This window comes from Holdemania massiliensis (genome assembly GCF_022440805.1).
Classification (GTDB): Bacteria; Bacillota_I; Bacilli_A; order Erysipelotrichales; family Erysipelotrichaceae; genus Holdemania; species Holdemania massiliensis_A.
Genome location: NZ_JAKNTK010000001.1, coordinates 1313903 through 1334488, shown reverse-complemented (window position 1 = coordinate 1334488; position 20586 = coordinate 1313903). Strand labels below are relative to the sequence as shown.

12 protein-coding genes and 3 pseudogenes are annotated in these 20586 nt (G+C 32.7%); 3 read left to right on the top strand and 12 right to left on the bottom strand.

Annotated elements, in window-relative coordinates:
- Nucleotides 1-2: 2 nt before the first annotated feature.
- Nucleotides 3-1931 carry a phospholipid carrier-dependent glycosyltransferase gene (locus tag MCG46_RS05990; RefSeq protein ID WP_240278555.1) on the bottom strand — a complete coding sequence of 643 codons (1929 nt, stop codon included), beginning with the start codon at nucleotides 1929-1931 and terminating at the stop codon, nucleotides 3-5.
- A gap of 169 nt (nucleotides 1932-2100) precedes the next feature.
- Between MCG46_RS05990 and MCG46_RS05985 the strand changes: the two genes are divergently transcribed.
- From MCG46_RS05985 to MCG46_RS05975, 3 genes are read left to right on the top strand one after another with little or no spacing between them, the layout of a single operon-like run.
- Complete coding sequence (locus MCG46_RS05985) at nucleotides 2101-4101, top strand: hypothetical protein (protein WP_240278553.1); 2001 nt, start codon at nucleotides 2101-2103, stop codon at nucleotides 4099-4101.
- 15 nt (nucleotides 4102-4116) lie between these two features.
- Nucleotides 4117-5502, top strand: a complete 1386-nt coding sequence (locus MCG46_RS05980; protein ID WP_240278552.1) for an MBOAT family O-acyltransferase — start codon at nucleotides 4117-4119, stop codon at nucleotides 5500-5502.
- A 17-nt stretch (nucleotides 5503-5519) separates the two neighbouring features.
- On the top strand, nucleotides 5520-6956 hold the full coding sequence (locus tag MCG46_RS05975) for a hypothetical protein (protein ID WP_240278550.1): 1437 nt from the start codon (nucleotides 5520-5522) through the stop codon (nucleotides 6954-6956).
- Between the two features lie 5 nt (nucleotides 6957-6961).
- On the opposite strand, the gene MCG46_RS05970 is transcribed toward MCG46_RS05975, so the two are convergent.
- The 11 genes and pseudogenes from MCG46_RS05970 to MCG46_RS05920 form a co-directional block, all read right to left on the bottom strand.
- Entirely contained in the window at nucleotides 6962-8233 is a 1272-nt protein-coding gene (locus MCG46_RS05970) for a hypothetical protein (protein ID WP_240278548.1), read from the bottom strand.
- Complete coding sequence (locus tag MCG46_RS05965; RefSeq protein ID WP_240278546.1) at nucleotides 8226-8573, bottom strand: DUF2304 domain-containing protein; 348 nt, start codon at nucleotides 8571-8573, stop codon at nucleotides 8226-8228. Before MCG46_RS05965 ends, MCG46_RS05970 begins: the two co-directional genes overlap by 8 nt.
- 13 nt (nucleotides 8574-8586) lie before the next feature.
- On the bottom strand, nucleotides 8587-9252 hold the full coding sequence (locus tag MCG46_RS05960) for a glycosyltransferase family 2 protein (RefSeq protein WP_240278544.1): 666 nt from the start codon (nucleotides 9250-9252) through the stop codon (nucleotides 8587-8589).
- A 100-nt stretch (nucleotides 9253-9352) separates the two neighbouring features.
- A complete protein-coding gene (gene wecB / locus MCG46_RS05955) occupies nucleotides 9353-10480 on the bottom strand; it encodes a non-hydrolyzing UDP-N-acetylglucosamine 2-epimerase (RefSeq protein WP_240278542.1) in 1128 nt (375 codons plus the stop codon).
- A 29-nt stretch (nucleotides 10481-10509) separates the two neighbouring features.
- The gene (locus MCG46_RS05950; RefSeq protein WP_240278540.1) at nucleotides 10510-11628 is read right to left on the bottom strand and encodes an NAD-dependent epimerase/dehydratase family protein; all 1119 of its coding nucleotides are present in this window, start codon (nucleotides 11626-11628) and stop codon (nucleotides 10510-10512) included.
- Between the two features lie 18 nt (nucleotides 11629-11646).
- Nucleotides 11647-12657 (bottom strand): SDR family NAD(P)-dependent oxidoreductase, encoded by a 1011-nt coding sequence (locus tag MCG46_RS05945; protein WP_240278538.1) that lies wholly within the window; start codon nucleotides 12655-12657, stop codon nucleotides 11647-11649.
- A gap of 872 nt (nucleotides 12658-13529) precedes the next feature.
- Nucleotides 13530-13655 (bottom strand): annotated as a pseudogene (locus MCG46_RS05940) (IS200/IS605 family transposase); the annotation flags it as partial.
- A gap of 85 nt (nucleotides 13656-13740) precedes the next feature.
- A pseudogene (gene ltrA, locus MCG46_RS05935) lies at nucleotides 13741-15317 on the bottom strand (group II intron reverse transcriptase/maturase).
- Between the two features lie 517 nt (nucleotides 15318-15834).
- Nucleotides 15835-16173, bottom strand: a pseudogene (gene tnpA / locus MCG46_RS05930) (IS200/IS605 family transposase); the annotation flags it as partial.
- A 1293-nt stretch (nucleotides 16174-17466) separates the two neighbouring features.
- Nucleotides 17467-18675, bottom strand: coding sequence for a hypothetical protein (locus tag MCG46_RS05925; protein ID WP_240278530.1), 1209 nt, complete (start codon nucleotides 18673-18675; stop codon nucleotides 17467-17469).
- A 97-nt stretch (nucleotides 18676-18772) separates the two neighbouring features.
- On the bottom strand, nucleotides 18773-19846 hold the full coding sequence (locus tag MCG46_RS05920) for a glycosyltransferase family 4 protein (protein ID WP_240278521.1): 1074 nt from the start codon (nucleotides 19844-19846) through the stop codon (nucleotides 18773-18775).
- Nucleotides 19847-20586 lie beyond the last annotated feature (740 nt).

Genomic DNA, 20586 nt, shown 5'->3' with positions numbered 1-20586 from the left:
ACTTAACCAAAATACCAGCTTGGAAACCACCTCATGAAACCATCGATATAACTTTTCGTCGTACCAAATCCCGCTGTTGCCGGCAAAAATAAGACAAACAAGATGACACAAAGAACCATAAATACAATGACTCGCTTCTGGTATCGCGGATCTTTTTCAATCAATCGCTTCAAAGCATAAACCAATGCTAAAATCAAAAATGGTACAGCTGGATAATAGTGATAAATGAACACACATCGCGTAACCAGCATCCATGGAATCAGTTGTGCAAAATAACTTACTACAATAATCCCGGCTGTTTTGGCTTTATTTTTGACAAAATCAACAATACAAAACAAAACAGCAAGCAGGCCTGACCACCATATCAATGGATTTCCAAAAGCAGATATCGTATAAACGACCGAATCGCTAACGTGATGATAATACCAGATCGGACGAGCATCCACAATCCATTGCCACCATACGGATTGAAAAGGATGCGTAGCTTCCAAATTTGCATGATAATTGTACATCCCAATCGTCTGTTTTATAACTCCGCTTAAACTCCACCCTTCATTTCGATTAATAATACAAGGTAAATACGAAAGAGCATAAATTGTTAGAGGAATAAGAACAAACCATAAACAGCACCAAAGCAACGTTATAAAACAATACTTTGGAAAAACCTCCACGATATGCTTCTCTTCAAAAGAAGGATCAGTTTGTTTTTTAGCTCTTCGATATTCAGAATATCGAGCAAATAAACTTGCAAAAAATAAAACCGCCAATCCTATACCAGCATAAGCTCCTGTCCATTTGACAGATACGCCAATCCCCATGCTGATTCCGGAAAGAGCCAATAGTCCTAACGTCTTTTTAAAATCATCCTTATAGAAATTCATCTGTAGATAACGAATCATAAAATAAGTCATTAGGATAATAAAGAAAACGGAAAAGGGTTCTAGTGTAGCAATTCTAGCCGTCGTTAAATGCATGAAATCGCATGCTAAGAAAATGGCTCCTAATGAAGCATAGAAAGTTTTTTTAAATAACCTCTTGCTCAGATCATAAAGCAGCGGTATCATCGCCGCACTGAATAGAACACCCCCAATCCGCCACGCGAAAGGATTATTGCCTAATAGATTGATAAACGCGGCGATGATTTGCGTCCCTAACAAAGGATGGACAAAAGCATACATAACTTGACCTTCCGCAATTTCCTGAGCATTGCGAACATGATAAATTTCATCAAAATAGGTTTCATTCAAATACAGCGGATCAATTGTCAGTTTTGCTTGCTCATCAATCACCAATTGTGGATCATACTTTCCTGTTGGATCCTTAGAATAAACTCTTAGCGGCAGAAATTCATCAAAACCTGCGCGCTTGATGCCGATTTCATTGATAACATTGCGAAGTTCACCTGCCGTAATTCGAAGATAACGATAATTCCATTGTCCATCAATCACTTCCCATTGCAAATAGCTGCTGTCTCCAATATGGGTAATCTGTTCCCATTTGGAAAGATCATTGGAGCCCTCAATGACGATATTCTTCAGCCCCAATTGATATCCACTGTCCAAAGCATTATTATCCCCTTCTCCAGAAAGCAGATAAAGACGATCAAAGGCACTGCTGCCATCTTCAATTTCCAAGATAAACGATTCATTTGCTTGAGTTGGCTGCCAGCGCGTTTGCGGCATCGCTGCTGCTCCAAGCTTCCATAGGGCAATGACAAGAAACATAATTGTGATCGTCGCACTGATCAAGGTATCCATCAACGTCCATCGATTTTTATGGACGGTTTGCTGATCTGCTGATGTCTGAAATTTTCCTTTCTTCTTTAGATATTGATAGAGCATATAGGAAAATAGCAAAACACCAGACTCCAAGACAAGTAAGCTGATCAATTCTTGATTATTAAAAAGAGTTAAACTTATATCTTTAAACATAACAAAGACTCCTTTTAGTTTATAGTATATCAGATTCAGAGTTTGCTTTCTACTCACTACAAAGTTACATTTTTTTTACAAGTGCGTGTGAACTATAGAATTTTCCAGTTAAATTGTGTATTATTTTTTTAGTATTACTTTGGGGAATATCTAAATAGGGGAGAGAAAAATGAAGAAGAAATATTATCCTTATTTCATTTTCTTATTGATTGCAATTGGAATTGAAGTTTTCTTCTGCAATTGGCGATTTTGGGAATCGCTCTCTTTTCCTCATGTCAAACCCGGCTATCAAGTTTCTATTGCTGGAAATCTCATGCCTGATAATCCCGAGTTTCCTGATCAGGAAGTGCAGATTATCCGATTTAAGAATTTAAATCAAAATCTTCAAAATATTAAAATCGAGCTTCTTTGCGAAGGAAACGGATGCGCCGCTTCACTTCCATTACAAATTAGTTTTAGTGATGACGGACACTCACAAATGAGTTATAAAGGAGAGCATACTTATATTCAGAACCTAAAACAAACTCAGTACATACGAATTCATGCTTATGGCGACGTGAAAGACTTACATATAACCTTCACAAATCCTGAGGATGCCCGCTATACTCTTCTCAGCACAGAGATGAACGCTATTCGGCCGCTTATATTTCAGCCTCTGCGCTTATTCATTCTGTTTATCTTTAGTGTGATCGTTTATACTGTTTATCATCATCGCGATTTCTTTACTTCTGTTTATTCTGGCAGTTACACAAAACGAAAAAGAATTGTGCTCTCAGCTGCATTGCTGCACATTTTATTGTTTGTCTCCGTATTGTTTTCCAATCCATTTTTTTGGCAGAAAACAGCTTATCCACATCCCCAAGAATATCATTACTTAGCTGAAGCTTTAGCTCAAGGTCAGGTTTCTTTATTAGTCGAGCCTTCAGAGGAATTAAAGCAGTTAACAAATCCCTATGACAACTCGCTGCGTTATCGTGAGAATGTGTATTATTTCTGGGATTTTGCTTATTATAACGAAAAATATTATGTCTATTTTGGAATTGCCCCAGCCTTGGCTTTCTACCTTCCCTACTATTTAATTACAGGATCTCACCTTCCAAATCCCGTCCCAATCTTAATCTGTGAGCTTTTCTTCATTCTTGGTGTTTTCCTGTTTATTGAAGAAATAGTTCAACGATATTATCGATTGAAAATACCTTTGGGAATTAGCCTCTTATTCAGCTCAGCAATCATTTTTGGCAGCGGCGCATTTTTTATTGCGAGACGTCCAGATATTTACTCAGTTCCAATAGTAATGGGATTAGCCTTAACCGTATGGGGTTGGTATTTATGGCTGCATTCAAGACAAGCTGATCAATCTTTAAAGCGATCTTGTTTGATTTCCGGCTCATGCTGCATGGCTTTAGTTGCAGCCTGTCGTCCCCAGTTAATTCTTGGCTCTTTTTTAGCTTTTTTCTTCTTTCTACCTGAATTAAAAAATTTATCTCAAAAAAAGAATCAAAAGTATCTGATGCTTGCTCTTGTTCCATTTATCATAGTAGCTGCAGGTCTTATGTTTTATAATCAAATTCGCTTTGGTTCTCCATTCGATTTTGGCTCCAGCTATAACCTCACTACCAATGATATGACACGTCGTGGTTTTGTTATTGATCGGTTCTTCTCAGGGATACATACTTACTTATTCCAACTTCCTAATCTGCAGCCGGGCTTTCCGTTTATTCGTTATGTCTCATTTGAAACTGATTACATTGGAGAAATTACACGTGAATATACTGCAGGTGGATTACTTGTTTGCAATCCAATCCTAATGTTTACTCTGCTAACACCTCTATTAATTAAAAAACACAAAAGTAAGATGTTGATGTTTGCTTTGCTTGCATTATTGATTGGCTTAGCAATCATGTTCATTGATATTCAAGGAGCAGGATTATTACAACGCTATTTTTCTGATTTTGCCTTCTTCCTGTTCATAAGTGCCCTCCTCATTACTTTTAGCTTAATCACTGATATTTATAGTCAAGAACTTCGCATCGTATTAATACATTTGATGATCTTCTTCCTTGTATTAGGTATCCTCTATAACTTATCACTCTACTTTCTTCCAGATGCCGATAATATAATGTTAACTAATCCTCACCTTTATACTCAACTCTATGCCCTCTTCCATTAATGAAAGGAGAAACTTATGCAGCCTACATCCCTAAGCTTTATCGCTTTCTTTCTGATCAGTCTTTTAATCTATTACTGTATGCCTGGACGGTGGCAGCGATATTGGCTAGCTATTGTAAACTTAGTCTATGTCAGCTCTTTCGGCAGTCTGAGCTTAATTTATCTGATATTATTAACTTTGTTTATTACCTTCTTTGGATTAAGAATTCAAAGAGAAAGAAAAAAGAGAAGGTCCTCAGCTTTATTTACAGCCATTTTCTTGCTTATACTAGGTTTAGCCATTTTCAAATATACACGTTTATTCCTTCCTTTCCTTCAATTATCTTGGCTTGCTCCGATTGGCATTTCATTTTATACATTTAAAGCTATCAGCTATTGTGTTGAAATCGCAAAGAATAAAATGGCTGCAGAAACAAGCTATTTAAATATTTGGCTCTATTGTTCCTTTTTTCCTGTATTTACTGCCGGTCCCATTAATCGTCCTCAAACATTTTTTTCTCAATTAAAAAAACGTCGTCCGTGGAAACCTCTGCGTATCGAATTGGGCATGATCCGAGCAGCGCTTGGTTGTTTTGAAAAAATAGTAATTGCAGACAACCTATTAATTCTAATTGATTCGATCTACCTTCAATGGCAAGAGGCCTCAGGAGGTTTATTGTGGATCGCCATGATTCTTTATTCATTTCAAATTTACTTAGATTTTGATGCTTATTCCAATATTGCGATCGGTGTTTCCCGTTGTTTTGGTTTTAGAATAGAAGAAAATTTCCGCACACCTTATTTATCAGAAAGTATTTCTGAATTCTGGAGAAGATGGCATATTTCCTTAAGTTCTTGGTTTCGCGACTATGTTTATATTCCACTCGGTGGAAATCGCGCAGGCACTTCGAAAAAATTTGGAAACTTGATGATTGTGTTTTTAGTAAGCGGTCTGTGGCATGGGGCTTCCTGGAGCTTTGTTCTATGGGGTTTCTTGCATGGGATTCTGCAAGTCATTGAACAACTTCTTCACTTATCTAAAAAAGCAATAAACCCGATCGTTCGATGCTTCAAGATCCTGTTGAATTTCCTCTTAGTTACAATCACCTGGGTATTCTTTAAAATTCCAGATGCTCGCCAAGCTTTTTCAATCTTGGGAAAAGCACTATTTTTTCCTTCATTCAAGCTTAATTTAGATCAGCTACAAATTTCCTCTAACGAATTACTATTTGCCCTTGGCTTTGTTGTTATCATCATGATTTTAGATTTATTGAGAAGTAAACAAGACATGGTAAGATGGTTTAGAAATAGAAATATTATTTTCCGTTTTTCCCTTTATTTGATTTTATTCTCTGTTTTTCTAATTCTCGGCGTATATGGATCTGGCTATGATGCCAATCAGTTTATTTATATCCAGTTTTAATAAGGAAGTGAATTAATATGAAAAAAAGCATTCAACTATTTTTAAAGGGCATTCTCTTAATCATTATAGGTTGCCTCATTATCGTTTATTTTTCAAAAGTATTTCGTCCTAAATATTTTGAAGCCCCTGATGATGTTACAAATAAGACGGAAGGTTTTTACGCTTTGGAAAAAAATTCTTTAGATGTACTCTTTCTAGGCTCAAGCCATGCTTACTATACGTTTAATCCGGCAATTCTCTGGAAACAAACAGAGGCTTACAGTTATGTTTTCGCAGGTGAATGCCAGCCATTTTCACAGACTTATTATTATCTCAAACAGGCGTTAAAAACACAGTCCCCACAAGTCATAGTGCTAGATGTATTTGGACTTCTAGACAGTTCAAAAGCTTGTCAGACAGACGGGATCTATAAAAAGAATTCTGAAGGTCTTAGAGATGAAATTTATCGAATCCAGTCTCTAAAAGAGATTCATGACCCAGCTTTAAAATTAGATTATTTATTAGATCTACGCTTGTATCACTCGCGTTGGAATGATCTAACCTTAGACGATTTTAAATTCCCATTTGAAAAGCATTTCAATCCTTATTTTGGCTGGACAATGGGCTATCCTGAATCAAACAAGAAGATTGAACGAGATACTTATCAACAAACTGAAATTGTTAAACCTGATGAAACAAACTTGACATACTTAGATAAAATTATAGATCTCTGCAAAAAAAAGAATTTACCTCTTTTAACGGTAAAAACTCCTTTTTATGTAACTCAAAAAGAATATAATATTCTGCAATATATCAAAGAATATGTCCAAAGCAAAGATATCCAATTCATTGATTTCAATGATTTGTATGAAGATTTGAACTTTCACTTTGATCAAGATGGCGATATCTGGCATACCAACATTCGTGGATCAACCAAAGTTATGAATAAGCTCATTGATGTACTTAAACAAGATTATCATCTTAATACTAAGAACATAACAAAGATAGACGCTTATGATTCTGCATTAGATCAACTTTATAATGATACAATGGAAAAGTTATTACAGAGCATCGATGATATATATAACTATTTCGATTATATTCAAAAATCAAATTTCATTTTCGCAGTCAGTTATCAGGGTACTGAGGGATATTCTTCAATCAACGAATATGAAAATACGATGTTGAATGATGCTGGAATCCAATTTGATTTTATCAAGGATAAAAATAAAGACTTCATTATGGTAACCAAAAATGATCAAATCTTATATTATGAAGAAGGAAATGAGCTAAACAAAGAATACGTAGAGAATTCTACACATATTAGTTTTAGCAACAACTACATTACTGTAAACAATAAACAAGAAACAAATAATGAACCTGGACTAAAAATAGTCATCATTGATACACAGGGACGTGTTCTTGATTCCTTAAACATTGATTATTCTGTAGTGTTCTGGCTAGATAAGCGATAAATAAATTAATATAGAGAATCTATTGATTCAGTAAATGCTCTTACAATTTTTTCGTTTTCAAAATCAGTTATATCATAATCTATCTTCTTATAATCTTTATTTAGTAATGATACAAGATGGTCTTTTATTTGGGAAACTTCATAAGTTGTACAAGTATAATTTAAATTTGAAAAAATTCTATAGGTTGGGCTCTTTCTTTCAGCTAAAATAAATAATGGTTTTCTTAAAAGAATATATTCCAAACTTTTAGAGGGTAAATATGGTTGTATAGAATCATTTTCTAATATAGTATCAAACAACAATAAGACATCTGAAGATATCATTTCTTTCATTGCCTCAGCATAAGGAATTTTATCATACGCTTTAATTATGGCAGTCAAGTTTAAATTTAAAATTTGCTTTTTATATCTATTGATTAATTCACCATAGAAATAAATCTGCAATTTATCTTCTAAATTAGCAATTTCTCTGTTTAATTCACCTAAAGCTATTAAAAATTTGTCGATTTTTCTCAAACCATATATCCTACCAAAATGGGCAAATTTCAACTGATGATTATTATTTTTTTCATCTTTTTTTGAAGCATTAACTAAATCATCATAGATACTCCAACCACCTATATAATTCAATGGTATTATAATAGATTTTTTTTCTAACGCTTCTTTATTCTTGTAATGAAAAAGCATGAAATCGCGCTGTTCTTCACATATAAAAATTAATTTATCTGCGTTTTTTATTGCGATTTTCTCATAAATCCCATTCATATAAATAAAAATATATACTAAAAATCCTATTTTATTTATAAACGAATACTCTCTAAAACTTTCTACATCATACTTATATGGTGATTTATAGAGCGGATCCGAAAACGAAGCAATCCATTTAATATTATTTTTTTTCTTTTTTTTAATAAAAAAAGCTGCTAAGTGAGTAAAAGCAGGTAACGAAGAAGAATACATGAGCTCATAGGGATTTTGTATGCTTTTTCTATAGCATTTAATACAATATTTAGCAATATTGAAAATTCCTTCTAAAACATTTTTCTTTTCAGCTGAAGCTACCGCCTGATCATAATCACACACATACTCAATATTAAACTTCTTCCAATTAGGATCCTTGTTTAATTCCTTTTCGATTCCAGTGTCTGTCTTCCCTTTTAAAGCAATAACATCCATCGTACATTTGAGATTACGCAGTTGTTTATAACTTAATAATGTTACTGTATCATTAAATGGTACAAATCCGCCTGGTATAACAAGCATTCTTTTCTCATTCATTTTTTTCACCTAATTCTTTTTTTATCAAAGCTATCTCATATGCTATATTTTTTATTTGTTCATTCAACAAAGATATTTTAAGAAATAAATAAAAGCTTAATAAATATAATAAAAATATCATTATCAAAAAGAGTGTATTAACAGGAACTGCTATATTTAAAATATTAGAAATATAATCTACGATTTGAGGATATAAACTTATAAAAATAATCCCCAGCGACCATAAAGTCCAGACAATTGCATATCTTATATTCATTTTATGTTTTTTTGAACAGGATATAACAAAAATAAAAGTTAATAATGAAGCAATAAATAACGCTATTTGCAAATATTGAGACATTTAAACTCCCCTTTCACTGAATGAAAATTATACTTATTATGACATTTATCATAAATTTCCCTGACTTAACAATACTATCAAAATAGCTAACACCGCTTTCCCTTTGTTCCATAGGCACTTGTATCTCACAAACTTTTAATTTTTTCCTTAAAACATGTGTTAATGCATCAGACTCATTAACAAAATTCATTTCATAGGCAAATTCTTTAAGAACCTCTTTCCCTAATGCTCTCATTCCACTTGTAGGATCGTTAATTTTTTGCCCTGTTTTAACTCGAATAGAAAAACCTATTAAACGACTACCAATCATGCGCAAACTCCATGGTTTTTTTTCATTTATATACCGTGAACCTATAACATAATCGTATCCTTCATTTAATTTTTCAATTAAACTTTTAATATAAACTGGAGGATGTTGACCATCACCGTCTATTACTATTGCTGCATCATAATTATTCTCATATGCGTATCTAAAACCAACTTGCGTTACACCGGCTAACCCGATATTAATAGGCAAATCTAAATGAGCTAATCTCATCGAATTAAGTAAGAGAGCTGAGTCATCTTTACTGCAATCATTAATTACTAAATAGTCATAGCCTAGCTCATTGATTTTCTCCATAAGATTCGGTATATTCTCTGCCTCGTTATATGCTGGAATTATCACAAGTACTTTCATCATTTATCACCACAGATAGTTTAACATAAATTTTAAACAGTTTAAAATAAAAATACATATCTTATCTTCACTCAAGTGATTTGATATGTATTTTACAATATTAGTCCTTTAGCCAAACAGTTCTGTTAATAATATCTGTGTAGCTTTGGATTATTTTAACTACTTTAATGGAAATATTATCATCATTATAATCCTCAGCTTCTATAGAAATTTCTTTATTCTCATTCATAGCGATCGCCATATTTACACTTTGAATAACAGTTTCAGTTGATATACCTCCAATAATTAAAGATCCCTTATCTAAGACCTCAGGTCTCTCTGTACTCGTTCTTATTAAAACAGCCGGAAATTTCAAGATAGAACTTTCTTCAGATAGAGTTCCACTATCACTGAGAACACAAAAAGCATTTTTTTGAAGCTTATTATAATCAAAAAAACCAAACGGTTTCATATTTTTTACAAGCGAGTTAAATTTGAAATCGCGTTTTTCTAACCATTTTTTCGTTCTCGGATGTGTACTATATATAATAGGTAAGTTATAAGTTTCAGCTACTTTATTTATGGCATTCATTAAAGAAATAAAATTAGATTCGATATCAACATTTTCTTCTCGGTGTGCTGACACGAGGATATATTTTCCTTTATGTAAGTTCAATTGCTCTAGTATATTTGATTCTTCAATTTCATCCCGATAGGTTGATAAAACCTCTTTCATAGGAGAACCTGTAACGAAAATTGTTTTTCCGTCTATACCTTCATTTAATAAATATCTTCTACTATGCTCTGTATAAGGTAGATTAACATCAGAAATATGGTCAACAATTTTTCTATTAATCATTTCTGACACATTCCAGTCCCAACATCGATTTCCTGCTTCCATATGGAATATTGGCGTTTTTAAACGTTTAGCACTGATTGCACTTAATGCGCTATTGGTATCGCCTAATATTAATACTGCATCAGGTTTCTCGCTAAGAATAATTTCATAGCTTTTACTAATAATATTACCCATAGTCTCACCTAAGTTTTCACCTACTGTATTCAGAAAAAAATCAGGAGACCTCAAACCTAATTCATCAAAAAAAACTTGATTTAATGTGTAATCCCAATTTTGTCCTGTATGCACAAGTACATGATCAAAGTATTTATCGCAAGCTTTTATGCAGGCTGATAAACGAATAATTTCAGGACGAGTTCCCAAAATAGTCATTAGTTTTAGTTTCTTCATATTCTCCCTCTTTACTAGTTATACTTCATTTAAACTACTGATTCATAAAATGTATCAGGCTTATTACTGTCAAACACCTCATTAGCCCACATAATCGTAACTAAGTCAGTTGTTCCTATATTTTCTATACAATGAGTATATCCTACAGGTATATCAACAACTTGAATCTCTTTTCCAGAGACGTAATACTCTACAATCTCGTCATTACATAAAGAACGTAGACGTATAACCCCTTCTCCTGCAACTACGATAAATTTTTCATTTTTAGTATGGTGCCAATGATTTCCTTTAGTTATACCTGGATGACTAATATTTACTGATATTTGACCTTGACTAATCGTTTTAATCAATTCAGTAAAGGAACCTCTACTATCTATATTCATCTTTAGAGGATAGGAGAATTCATCTAATGGTAAATAGCTTAAATATGTTGCATATAATTTCTTACAAAACTCATCCTTCATATTAGCAATTGACAAATTTTCTCTACTTTTTTTAAACGCCTTAATTAATGAAGCTATTTCTGACAAAGATTTTTTATAAGAAGGCTCAACCGTATAGATTTCATTATTGCTCTTCATTTCTATACAATTTATAAACGCAGCCACGATATCATCTATGTAAGCAAACTCAATTACACGTTCAGGATCATTTATAACAATATCAATATTATGTGCTATGTTATAGCAAAATGTCGCAATGACACTATTATAATTAGGTTTACACCATTTTCCGAAAGCGTTGGTTAACCGAAAAATATAAATATTCGCTCCAGTCTCACGATGGTAATTTCTTAATAATTCCTCAGCCATTTTTTTACTTTTCCCATAATCATTATTCAGAATTGCCTGAATAGATGAACTAAATAGAATTGGCAAGAATCTCTGATGCAATTTGCATAAATCTATTATTTTTGACGTCAAATCGGTGTTAACAGCATAAAATTGATTTGCGTCTTTAGGCCTATTTACTCCTGCTAGATGCATTATAAAATCACAAGAACATATTGCATCTTCTAAAGATATTTCTCCACTGTTATCAAAGCAAATTACCTCATATCCTTCCGTTCTTAGAGTCAAGCATAAATTTTTACCAATAAAACCCCCCGCTCCTGTTACTAATATTTTCTTTTTTGAACTACCTTCCATATAAATAACTTACTCCTTCTAATTATTTATTTCATCTTTAAATAATTCTAACTTTAATAATAATTGCTTCATACTATCTATATCTAAACGATTAGTATTATGAGAAGTGTAGTCTACTAATTCCGCTAATTCATGATTACCTGAACTTATGTATTTATCATAATTTAAATCACGATTATCCGCAGGAATTCTATAATAATCACCTAAATCAATAGCTTTTATCATTTCTTCTGAAGTTATTAAAGTTTCATATAATTTTTCTCCATGTCTAGTTCCTATATATGAAATTCTCGAATCTGATTTTTTCAACTCTAAAACTGCTTTAGCTAATGTTTCTATAGTTGCGGATGGGGCTTTCTGTACGAAAAGATCACCCTGTTTACCATGTTCAAAAGCATACAAAACCAATTCTACCGCTTCTTCTAGAGTCATCATGAAGCGTGTCATGTCAGGATTAGTAATCGTTATTTCTTTGCCATGATCTATCTGATCGCAGAAAAGCGGAATAACACTCCCTCTTGAAGCCATAACATTTCCATATCTTGTTAAACAGAGAATTGTATCATCTTCCTGTAATTGCCTGCTTCGTGCAATCACATTCTTTTCCATTAACGCTTTTGTCATCCCCATGGCGTTTATAGGGTAAGCTGCTTTATCCGTACTAAGAAAAATTGCTTTTTTTACTTTATTTTCAACACAAGCATTTATAACATTATCGCTTCCATGAACATTAGTTTTAACCGCTTCCATAGGATAAAACTCACATGAAGGAACCTGTTTCAATGCAGCCGCATGAAAAACATAATCAACGCCGCGAAATACACCTTTAATTGAATTATAATCGCGAACATCACCTATAAAAAACTTTAATTTGTCACTATTATAATATTTTCTCATATCATCTTGTTTTTTTTCATCGCGTGATAATATTCTAATTTCTTTAATACCCGTTTTTAAAAACCTTTGGCATACAGCATTTCCAAACGATCCAGTTCCACCAGTGATTAACAAAACCTTATTATTAAACATTCTATTACACTCCTTTTTCACTTTAATTATATCCTATTTTTTTAGATTTTTAATCTTTTTTTCATAATAACTTTAACATCATAAATTAATTTGCTTTGATTATATTAATTTCTTCTTCTAGTAATCTCATAGAGTCTCCGTATAATAGTCAGACAACATGTTTCTTAACTTCAGAATATTCGTCTGTTTTTTTTACTATGATGCACTTTTTTATTGGTAATTTTAGTTTGAATATAGAGATCGTGATCTTGCCCATCGTTATTTTAAAAACTCTGAAGTGGCGGTGGACCCATTTCACGTAGTGGAACATCTTACCCTAGATTTCACACGTATTCGTATGGATCTAATGAATCGATCCGCCTATCATAGCCCCGCTTATTCTCTGTTGAAGCACTGGCGTGTTGAAATTATCAACAGCTCCATCATTCTTACCAGAATCGCAAGCAAACCAACGCCTTAACTGAAAAAGCCTCAATGAAAAGATTCGTGAATTAATCGTTGTTTCTCACGGCTTTTCTAACCTTGATCGCTTTCGCGCTCGCGCTCTTTATTGCTTAAACCCTTCTCTTTTTTATTCCCTAATCCCTATGCTATCTTCAAAGCGACAGAAAAGCACAAAACGCGGCCATTATCGCAAATCCAACCCACAGCCGCCCGCTGATAACACTTCTGATCTTCAATAAACTTGATCTCATTTTACTTATTTTACTTACTTTGAACCTTTAGCAAATCAAAACCACCCGTAAAACGGATGGTTTGCTCTGAGCCTATAAGGCTCTGTTCCTAGCCAGCGCCTCAAGGCGCTGGCTTTCACTTTGTTCAAGCCCCTATTACATTTTGTCTCTTTTGCTGCCCCTAAAGGAGCGTTCGGATTACTTGCCCTGACCCTTAAAAGGGTCTTCGTATTCCTTTACGCTCAGTTTATCCAACACTTTATCTCTTTCTTCTTGTTCCCTTATGTATTTTGCTATTGTCGCTTCATTCAATCCCACTGTGTTGGATAAGTCAGAGCCCTTGCGAGCTCCTTCTCTCCTAAGAACCGTACGTGAAAGTTTCCCTTCATACGGCTCACGCCTTCTTAACCTATATACTCTCCATTTTCGTCAGATTGAATCTATAGGCGACAGTTTCTTTGTATGCATTCTTCTTTTTCTGTTTTCTATTTACTTTCTTATCTTTAAAGTATTTTTCGTCTATGTATGGATTCATCCCTAATTTAATGCGTTCATGTCTTACAATCGGAATATCCGATGCTCTCGCTAGAACAGCTTTTTCACTCGAGAATATCCAGCCTCTTCTTTCTTTTGTATGCCAATATCTATTTTTTATCCATTGGCTACTTTTGTTTGGATGACGACGCTTAGCCCATTTCCACAACATATTAAATAACCTGTGGTTTAATGTCTCGAAAGCTGTTTTTGCACATGTGCACTGGTGATAATTACACCAACCGTTTATGACGAGGTTTAGTTTGTATATCAGGTTCTCCTGTTTGATTGTTTTATTAGATTTTATAATCTCACTTAGTTTCTTGGTTACTGTATCCAACGATTTCTTTGATGGCTTTATAATCAATTTCGCATGATACTTTCTAAAGTTCCAACCCAGAAAATCAAATCCATCTTCTATGTTCGTTATAAGTGTCTTTTCTAAAGATAATTCCAACCCTCGAACTTTGAGAAATTGCTCTATAATTCCCCTTATTTCCAACAATACCTCCTTATTGTTTGCTGTAATCACAAAGTCATCAGCGTAGCGTACTATGTTTATAAGGTTTGGGTTGCATCGTTGATGTCTACTGAACTTACCCTTTTTCGTTAGAAAATATCTTTTTTCTATTTCGTTTTCCATTCCATCTAACGTTAGATTCGCTAATGTTGGACTTATTGAAGCGCCTTGTGCTGCCCCTTTTATTGTTGGAAACATTTGCTTCTGATATACATATCCTGCTTTAATAAATTTAGATAAAACTGCTTTCTCCATACATATGTTTTCTTGTAGCCACTCATGGTTTATTGTATCAAAACATCCTTTGATATCTCCCTCAAGTATCCACTGTCCGCTTCTCTTTGATGATAGTATTGCAAATAGTTGTTCCATTGCATCCGCACAACTTTTGTATTTTCGAAATCCAAAGCTTCTCTTGTCTCCAGTTGTTTCAGAGACTGGTTGTAATGCGTATAGATACAATGTTTGCATTGCTCTGTCCTTCATACACGGTATACTTAAAGGTCTTAATTTCCCATTTGCCTTCTTGATATGAACTCTCCTTGTTGGCAGTGCTTTGTATCCTTTTGTTTGTAGACTTGCTACTCCCTGAATCTTCTGCTTATTGGTTGTCCATATCACTCCATCTACTCCTGCTGTTTTCTTGCCTTTATTTCGCGTTACCTGTTTGACGGCCAGAGCCTTCGCATAAAAGGAATGCGTAATAAGGTATTGTAGTCTTTTTACTAGATTCCAATCCCCTTTTCTACTGCCTTTACAATCCTGAGTTGAAGTCTATTTACATATCTTTCGGCTTTCTTCCAATCTATCGATTGCCATTGCGCTTCTAAAGATATGCATGAACAGTTCTCGCGTTGCGCGTCATTGAATCTTAGTTCATTCAGAGTAATTCTACTCCTTCCTGTAATAAAAGACGCGTCAAAGTCTGCCACCTTTCGGCCGGGACAAAGCTTGAATCCCTATATTTCATATTACATGAAACCTTTCGCTTCTTTGACGTCCTGCTCCCTCTGACTGTTGTACATTTCTCACGATTTGCCTACCACTCAATTGTGGAAGTCATAGGGGTTTTCCTTGTTTTGTCATTTGAATAATCATAGTTTACTTAGGATGTGCCTATAAACCGATAGAGTTGGGATTTCATCCCCGTCATCTTACTGCCATACGTAAACAATTATGGCAGTCACTCTACATTCTCTTTTTTTGAGTAAGGTGTTTCATCTACATTTCATCTCTTATACTTGACGATTCTGTAGCACTTCACTGATGTTATCCATATAAACTTTTCTCTAGTTGCAGTTACAGTTGTAGATACTGTACTTACCCCGTTGTTCCAATCTGCTTAATACCCACAAATTACTTCGTGCGCACCAATTGGTAGAGATAGCTGAAGATGAACAGGCAGTACTTTACGTACAATTCAAAATGACCTCTCTAAGGTCGCACACTTACGTAGTATCCTTCCGCCCAAAAGTGTCGATTCCCAAACTTGTATTTCAAATTTGCATGCTGATCAAACATCATCAGCGCTGATTTTCCTTTCAAATACCCCATGAATGAGGATACACTGTATTTTGGTGGAATAGCTAACAGTAAATGTACATGATCTGGCATCATGTGCCCCTCAATGATCTCCACTCCTTTGTATTTACACAGTGCTTTGATGATATCGATTAAATCTTTTCGATATTGATTATAGATCACTTTTCTTCTATACTTGGGGATGAACACAATGTGGTATTTGCACATCCATGCTGTGTGGGCTAATGAATTGTATTTCTTAGCCATTTGAATCACCTTTCCTTTCTTAATAGTAGCTTGAACAACTCTATTCTATTCGGAAAGGTGATTCCACTGTATAACTTTTTTTGTCCACCCGCATAGCGGGTGGTTTTTTGTTTCGCGGGCTTCGCCTGCCCAACCGACTTAAGTCTTCCCGAAATCCACCTTCTGTGGATTTCTCCGTATGATAAAAAACACAGATTTCTCTGTGTTTTCAATGAATGTAATAAAAAAGGGATATTCAGTCTTTTTGCGCTTTATCGCTTTGACTTTCTATCTATTTTTTCTTTTTTCAAACCCTATACGATTTTATATTACCTTAATTCCTTAGCCTATTTTAAGGCAAGTTTAAAAGATGATTATCAATGTCTGATCGGTATTTACTGGACAAAGAATGTGGTAAACAAGATAGCTCACATTGGATCACCCACTTCGCCTATGCTATAAGCAACGCGAACCTATAATCATAACAGATTACTGGACTTTTTAACTTGTTAAAATTTCGCTTTGATTTATCGGGTTAATTGTAGAGTGCAAACAATATTTCAGGTTAGCAAATTCAACTTCATTTTCTTTTGGATTGGTGATCGTCTCTCTTTCCTATAAAATGCTATTCTACGAAATGAAAACATCCTTTGCATATAAAATTTCAATGATTTATACAAAAACTACAAACAAAATCTGAAGCAACAATTTCTAAATTTGCCGTTGTTGTAATAGGCAATAATCCTTTATTTGCACTACTATCTAGGTAAACACGCAAAACTAATTCTTCAAGAATACTCCAATTACTTACAGTTAGCTATTAAAGACTTAAATACTGAATTTGTTGCTTCTTTTTTCATTTGTAGCTGAACTTAAACCTGAATGCTCAATTTTTTCATTACCCGAAACCAATTAACATTGTAAAGTTCCATTCCGTCTTATTTTCTAAGTTGTTTTTTACTCTACGATGCATCTCAATTGAAATTTTCTAAATCTCTTCGGGATTGTTGTCAACCTTTATTATTTTAAAACTAATTTGAGCACCAGACCACTTTTTTGAAGCGTCCTTTTTTAAAACTCTATACTGTTTTATTACCTATTTGAAAAAGATGTCGATTTCCATTAGCTTTTAATGCGCTCATTTTTTATGCATTTTTCATATACATATTATAAAAAAGTCAATACAGCATAGACACGAGGAGCAATTTCTACAACTTATCAGCATTTTTGACCTTATTTTATCTCATTTATACGAGTAAATTCAAAGTTTTATTTTCATCTTTCAGAAGTGAAACTTAACTTTTCAATTGAGCCTCATTTAATTACTCTTTCTTTGTTCTTTATTTTTATTATATTTATTTTAAAAGCTTCAACAACAAAAATATTCATTGCTAAAAAGAAAACTAAAATATTTCTATATGTCATATAATAGTGTATTTGCGAATGATTTCCTAATATCAAAAGCCAAATAAAAGGATATGAAGCTACAAATAATAAAGGAAGCAACGATATAATCTCTTTCTTCAATTTAAAGCAAAGATACAGAAATGAAGAACAAACAATGCCAATATAGCAGTAAAAATATTCTTTTTTTCCAAAAAAATTCAAAATATTATCGTGTAGCATTCTTTTATAGTCAATAACATATTCAGTACTGCCATTTATTCTAAATAAACTTTGTTTAACCCCTTCCACAATGATGTTCCTATTTAGAATTAAGGATCCGACAATCCATTTTGAAATCCAGGTTAGTCCATATCCTAAACACCAATAAACAGAAAGTAAAATCACTTCTTTCATTAAAATACTGAATGTTTTTTCATTATAATTTATATAAATATAAATTATAATAGGCACTCCCATTGATAATATCGGCACTGTTAAAAAATCAAAAAAATTGACAATTGAACCAACAGTAAATAATATCAAATAGAGCCTTTTTATATTTCCTTTATTTTTCAGCACTAATAGCGAACATATTAGCATAATAATAAAAACACTCATATATTGCATACTGATAGGAATAATATATATGTAGCACATAATGAGACCTATTAATAAAGATAATGGTAACATATAGGATTGACACGTCTCTTTTAAATTAATTAATAAATACATAATTAAAGTATAAAAAATAACCATGTTTATTATCCTGATACCCTGAATATCTGTAAACATCAGTAATGGTTTTAATAGAATTAAATACCCGTGCCAATATCGTGCATAATTATTCACATTCATTGCATTATAAAGACAGTTTTGTCCATTTAACTGCATACTGTTTTGCAACATAAGAATATCTGTTGGATTATCTGCTGAACTTGCAAGAGTATAAAATCTGAATGTACTCCATCCATACCCCTCATTCATTAGTTTGTCTATTGATTTAAGAGCATTATCAGTAATTGAGCTAGTATTTATTGCCATGGAAATAGTTAGTGAAAATATGTAGAATAGCATTAAGAATATAAATAAATATATGATTTTTTTTATAAATTTTTTATTAGCACCAACTGAACTCATATTAATTCCCCCTTATAGATTATATTAAACTAATCGCTCTTGACTTCTTTTATCATCACAGTGACATCTATATACTTAAAATATATAATGAAATCAACTAGTTCGATTTTTCAAAATTAAAGAATTTTAAATGATCAAGAACCATATTTTCTATCGTATACTTATCATTAATTTCACTGCAATTTCTGGAAAATTCATATCTAGCATCTTTATCATGATACATAATCATGATTTTATCAACCAGATCTTGGATATCTTCATTTTTAAATATTAATCCAATATTGTTCTTCAAACAGAATTCTTTCCCGGCTATACAATTATCAGAGGTTATTACTGGAATATTATATGATGCTGCTTCGTTAATCACTAATCCCCATATTTCTTCCCTTGAAGGTAATACGAATAGATCAGCACTTCTAAAATACCTATCTAGATCTACTTTATCCATATATTGAAAAAAATGAATATTACCTTTTTTCTTTACTGAAATACGATTTAATAACTGTTCTGATGGGATACCTCCTATAATATTTAAAACAATTGGTATATCTAATTTATTTACTGCGTCAATTAATATATCATAGCCTTTTCTGTAAATTTGTTGTCCTATCGACAGAATATTAAAATTTTCATTCCTTTCTGATTTAGACACTAATCTATTTCTATTAATTTCTTTTTCTGTAAGAGACGAAAATCGATAATGCCATATTTTTTCGTTCTTAACACCATAATAGAAAAAATAATCGTCAGTGTATTTACCTGTACTAAAATAGTAACTGTGAAGCAACATGACACCTGAAATCAGTTTATTCATAATGAATCCTCTGTTTACTGGTATCCCCCCATCTGCTTCAAGAATTACAGACACACCATTTAATTTACATAATCCTAAAAATATTAGACCATTTATGCTAGAATAATCTGTATTGAATGCCCATGTAAATTTCCTGCTTTTTAATACTTTTCTAATTGATATAATATTTTTTTTATAATCATTTTCTAAAAAGAGACTTTCGAAATTTTTAAAATCATAATTAAACCAATTAGCATCTCTGTCTTCGCTTCTATTTCCTTCAAAAATAACAAACAATTCAACATATTTTCCTAGTTGATTAAAAAACTCTATACGATACGGCGCTGGTAAATTTGTCAACCATAATATTTTTTCCATAAACTTTAAATACTTGCTCTTACTAAATTAGAGTTTATTATCAAGTATCCCTTTCTTCACTTTAAATTTTTTTGTGTTCTTTTGATTCATTGAGTTTATCCTTTTAATACATATATTTACAATTAGTCCAATTTTCACACTTTTATTCATTTTTGGCACAATCTAGTTCCAAAAGTTTATTCTTCACTTGAATAACATCTAATAAAATCGTATTATTGGACTAAATTTCTTAAATCTAACTCTATCCTGATCACTATCGACAAAGTATTTATCGCAAGGTACACGATAGAAATTTCCAAAATCAATTGTATGAACATATTCTTTCTTCATTTTTTAGCAATGTTTCATATAGTTTCTCTCTATTTCAGAATCCAATTATTCAATTCTCTCTTTTACAATTAAACAATTCTTTAATAACAGTTGCAAGAACTTTAATACTTCAAGACGTTTTTTTACACTAATAGATCACCACTATTATCATTTTCAAATGCAAATACAATTAGTTCAGCAGCTTCTTAATGAAATTTATGTTTATTATTATAATATAATCTACACATATCATCTTGTTTTTTTCTCATCTATTAAAAAAATACGTATTTCCTTTATTTCACTTTCTAAAAATCGATTTTCAACTGTATTTCCAAAACTACTTATGCCTCCTGTTATCATTATCACTTTATTCTTAAACATATTCCACTTTTAAGCTATACGCCCAGTTCTCCTTTCATCTTAATAAATAA

What these genes read in the sequence shown, in the direction of transcription:
- MCG46_RS05990 (WP_240278555.1), bottom strand. Translation starts at nt 1,931, where the DNA reads ATGTTTAAAGATATAAGTTTAACTCTTTTTAATAATCAAGAATTGATC.
- MCG46_RS05985 (WP_240278553.1), top strand. Translation starts at nt 2,101, where the DNA reads ATGAAGAAGAAATATTATCCTTATTTCATTTTCTTATTGATTGCAATT.
- MCG46_RS05980 (WP_240278552.1), top strand. Translation starts at nt 4,117, where the DNA reads ATGCAGCCTACATCCCTAAGCTTTATCGCTTTCTTTCTGATCAGTCTT.
- MCG46_RS05975 (WP_240278550.1), top strand. Translation starts at nt 5,520, where the DNA reads ATGAAAAAAAGCATTCAACTATTTTTAAAGGGCATTCTCTTAATCATT.
- MCG46_RS05970 (WP_240278548.1), bottom strand. Translation starts at nt 8,233, where the DNA reads ATGAATGAGAAAAGAATGCTTGTTATACCAGGCGGATTTGTACCATTT.
- MCG46_RS05965 (WP_240278546.1), bottom strand. Translation starts at nt 8,573, where the DNA reads ATGTCTCAATATTTGCAAATAGCGTTATTTATTGCTTCATTATTAACT.
- MCG46_RS05960 (WP_240278544.1), bottom strand. Translation starts at nt 9,252, where the DNA reads ATGAAAGTACTTGTGATAATTCCAGCATATAACGAGGCAGAGAATATA.
- wecB (WP_240278542.1), bottom strand. Translation starts at nt 10,480, where the DNA reads ATGAAGAAACTAAAACTAATGACTATTTTGGGAACTCGTCCTGAAATT.
- MCG46_RS05950 (WP_240278540.1), bottom strand. Translation starts at nt 11,628, where the DNA reads ATGGAAGGTAGTTCAAAAAAGAAAATATTAGTAACAGGAGCGGGGGGT.
- MCG46_RS05945 (WP_240278538.1), bottom strand. Translation starts at nt 12,657, where the DNA reads ATGTTTAATAATAAGGTTTTGTTAATCACTGGTGGAACTGGATCGTTT.
- MCG46_RS05925 (WP_240278530.1), bottom strand. Translation starts at nt 18,675, where the DNA reads ATGAGTTCAGTTGGTGCTAATAAAAAATTTATAAAAAAAATCATATAT.
- MCG46_RS05920 (WP_240278521.1), bottom strand. Translation starts at nt 19,846, where the DNA reads ATGGAAAAAATATTATGGTTGACAAATTTACCAGCGCCGTATCGTATA.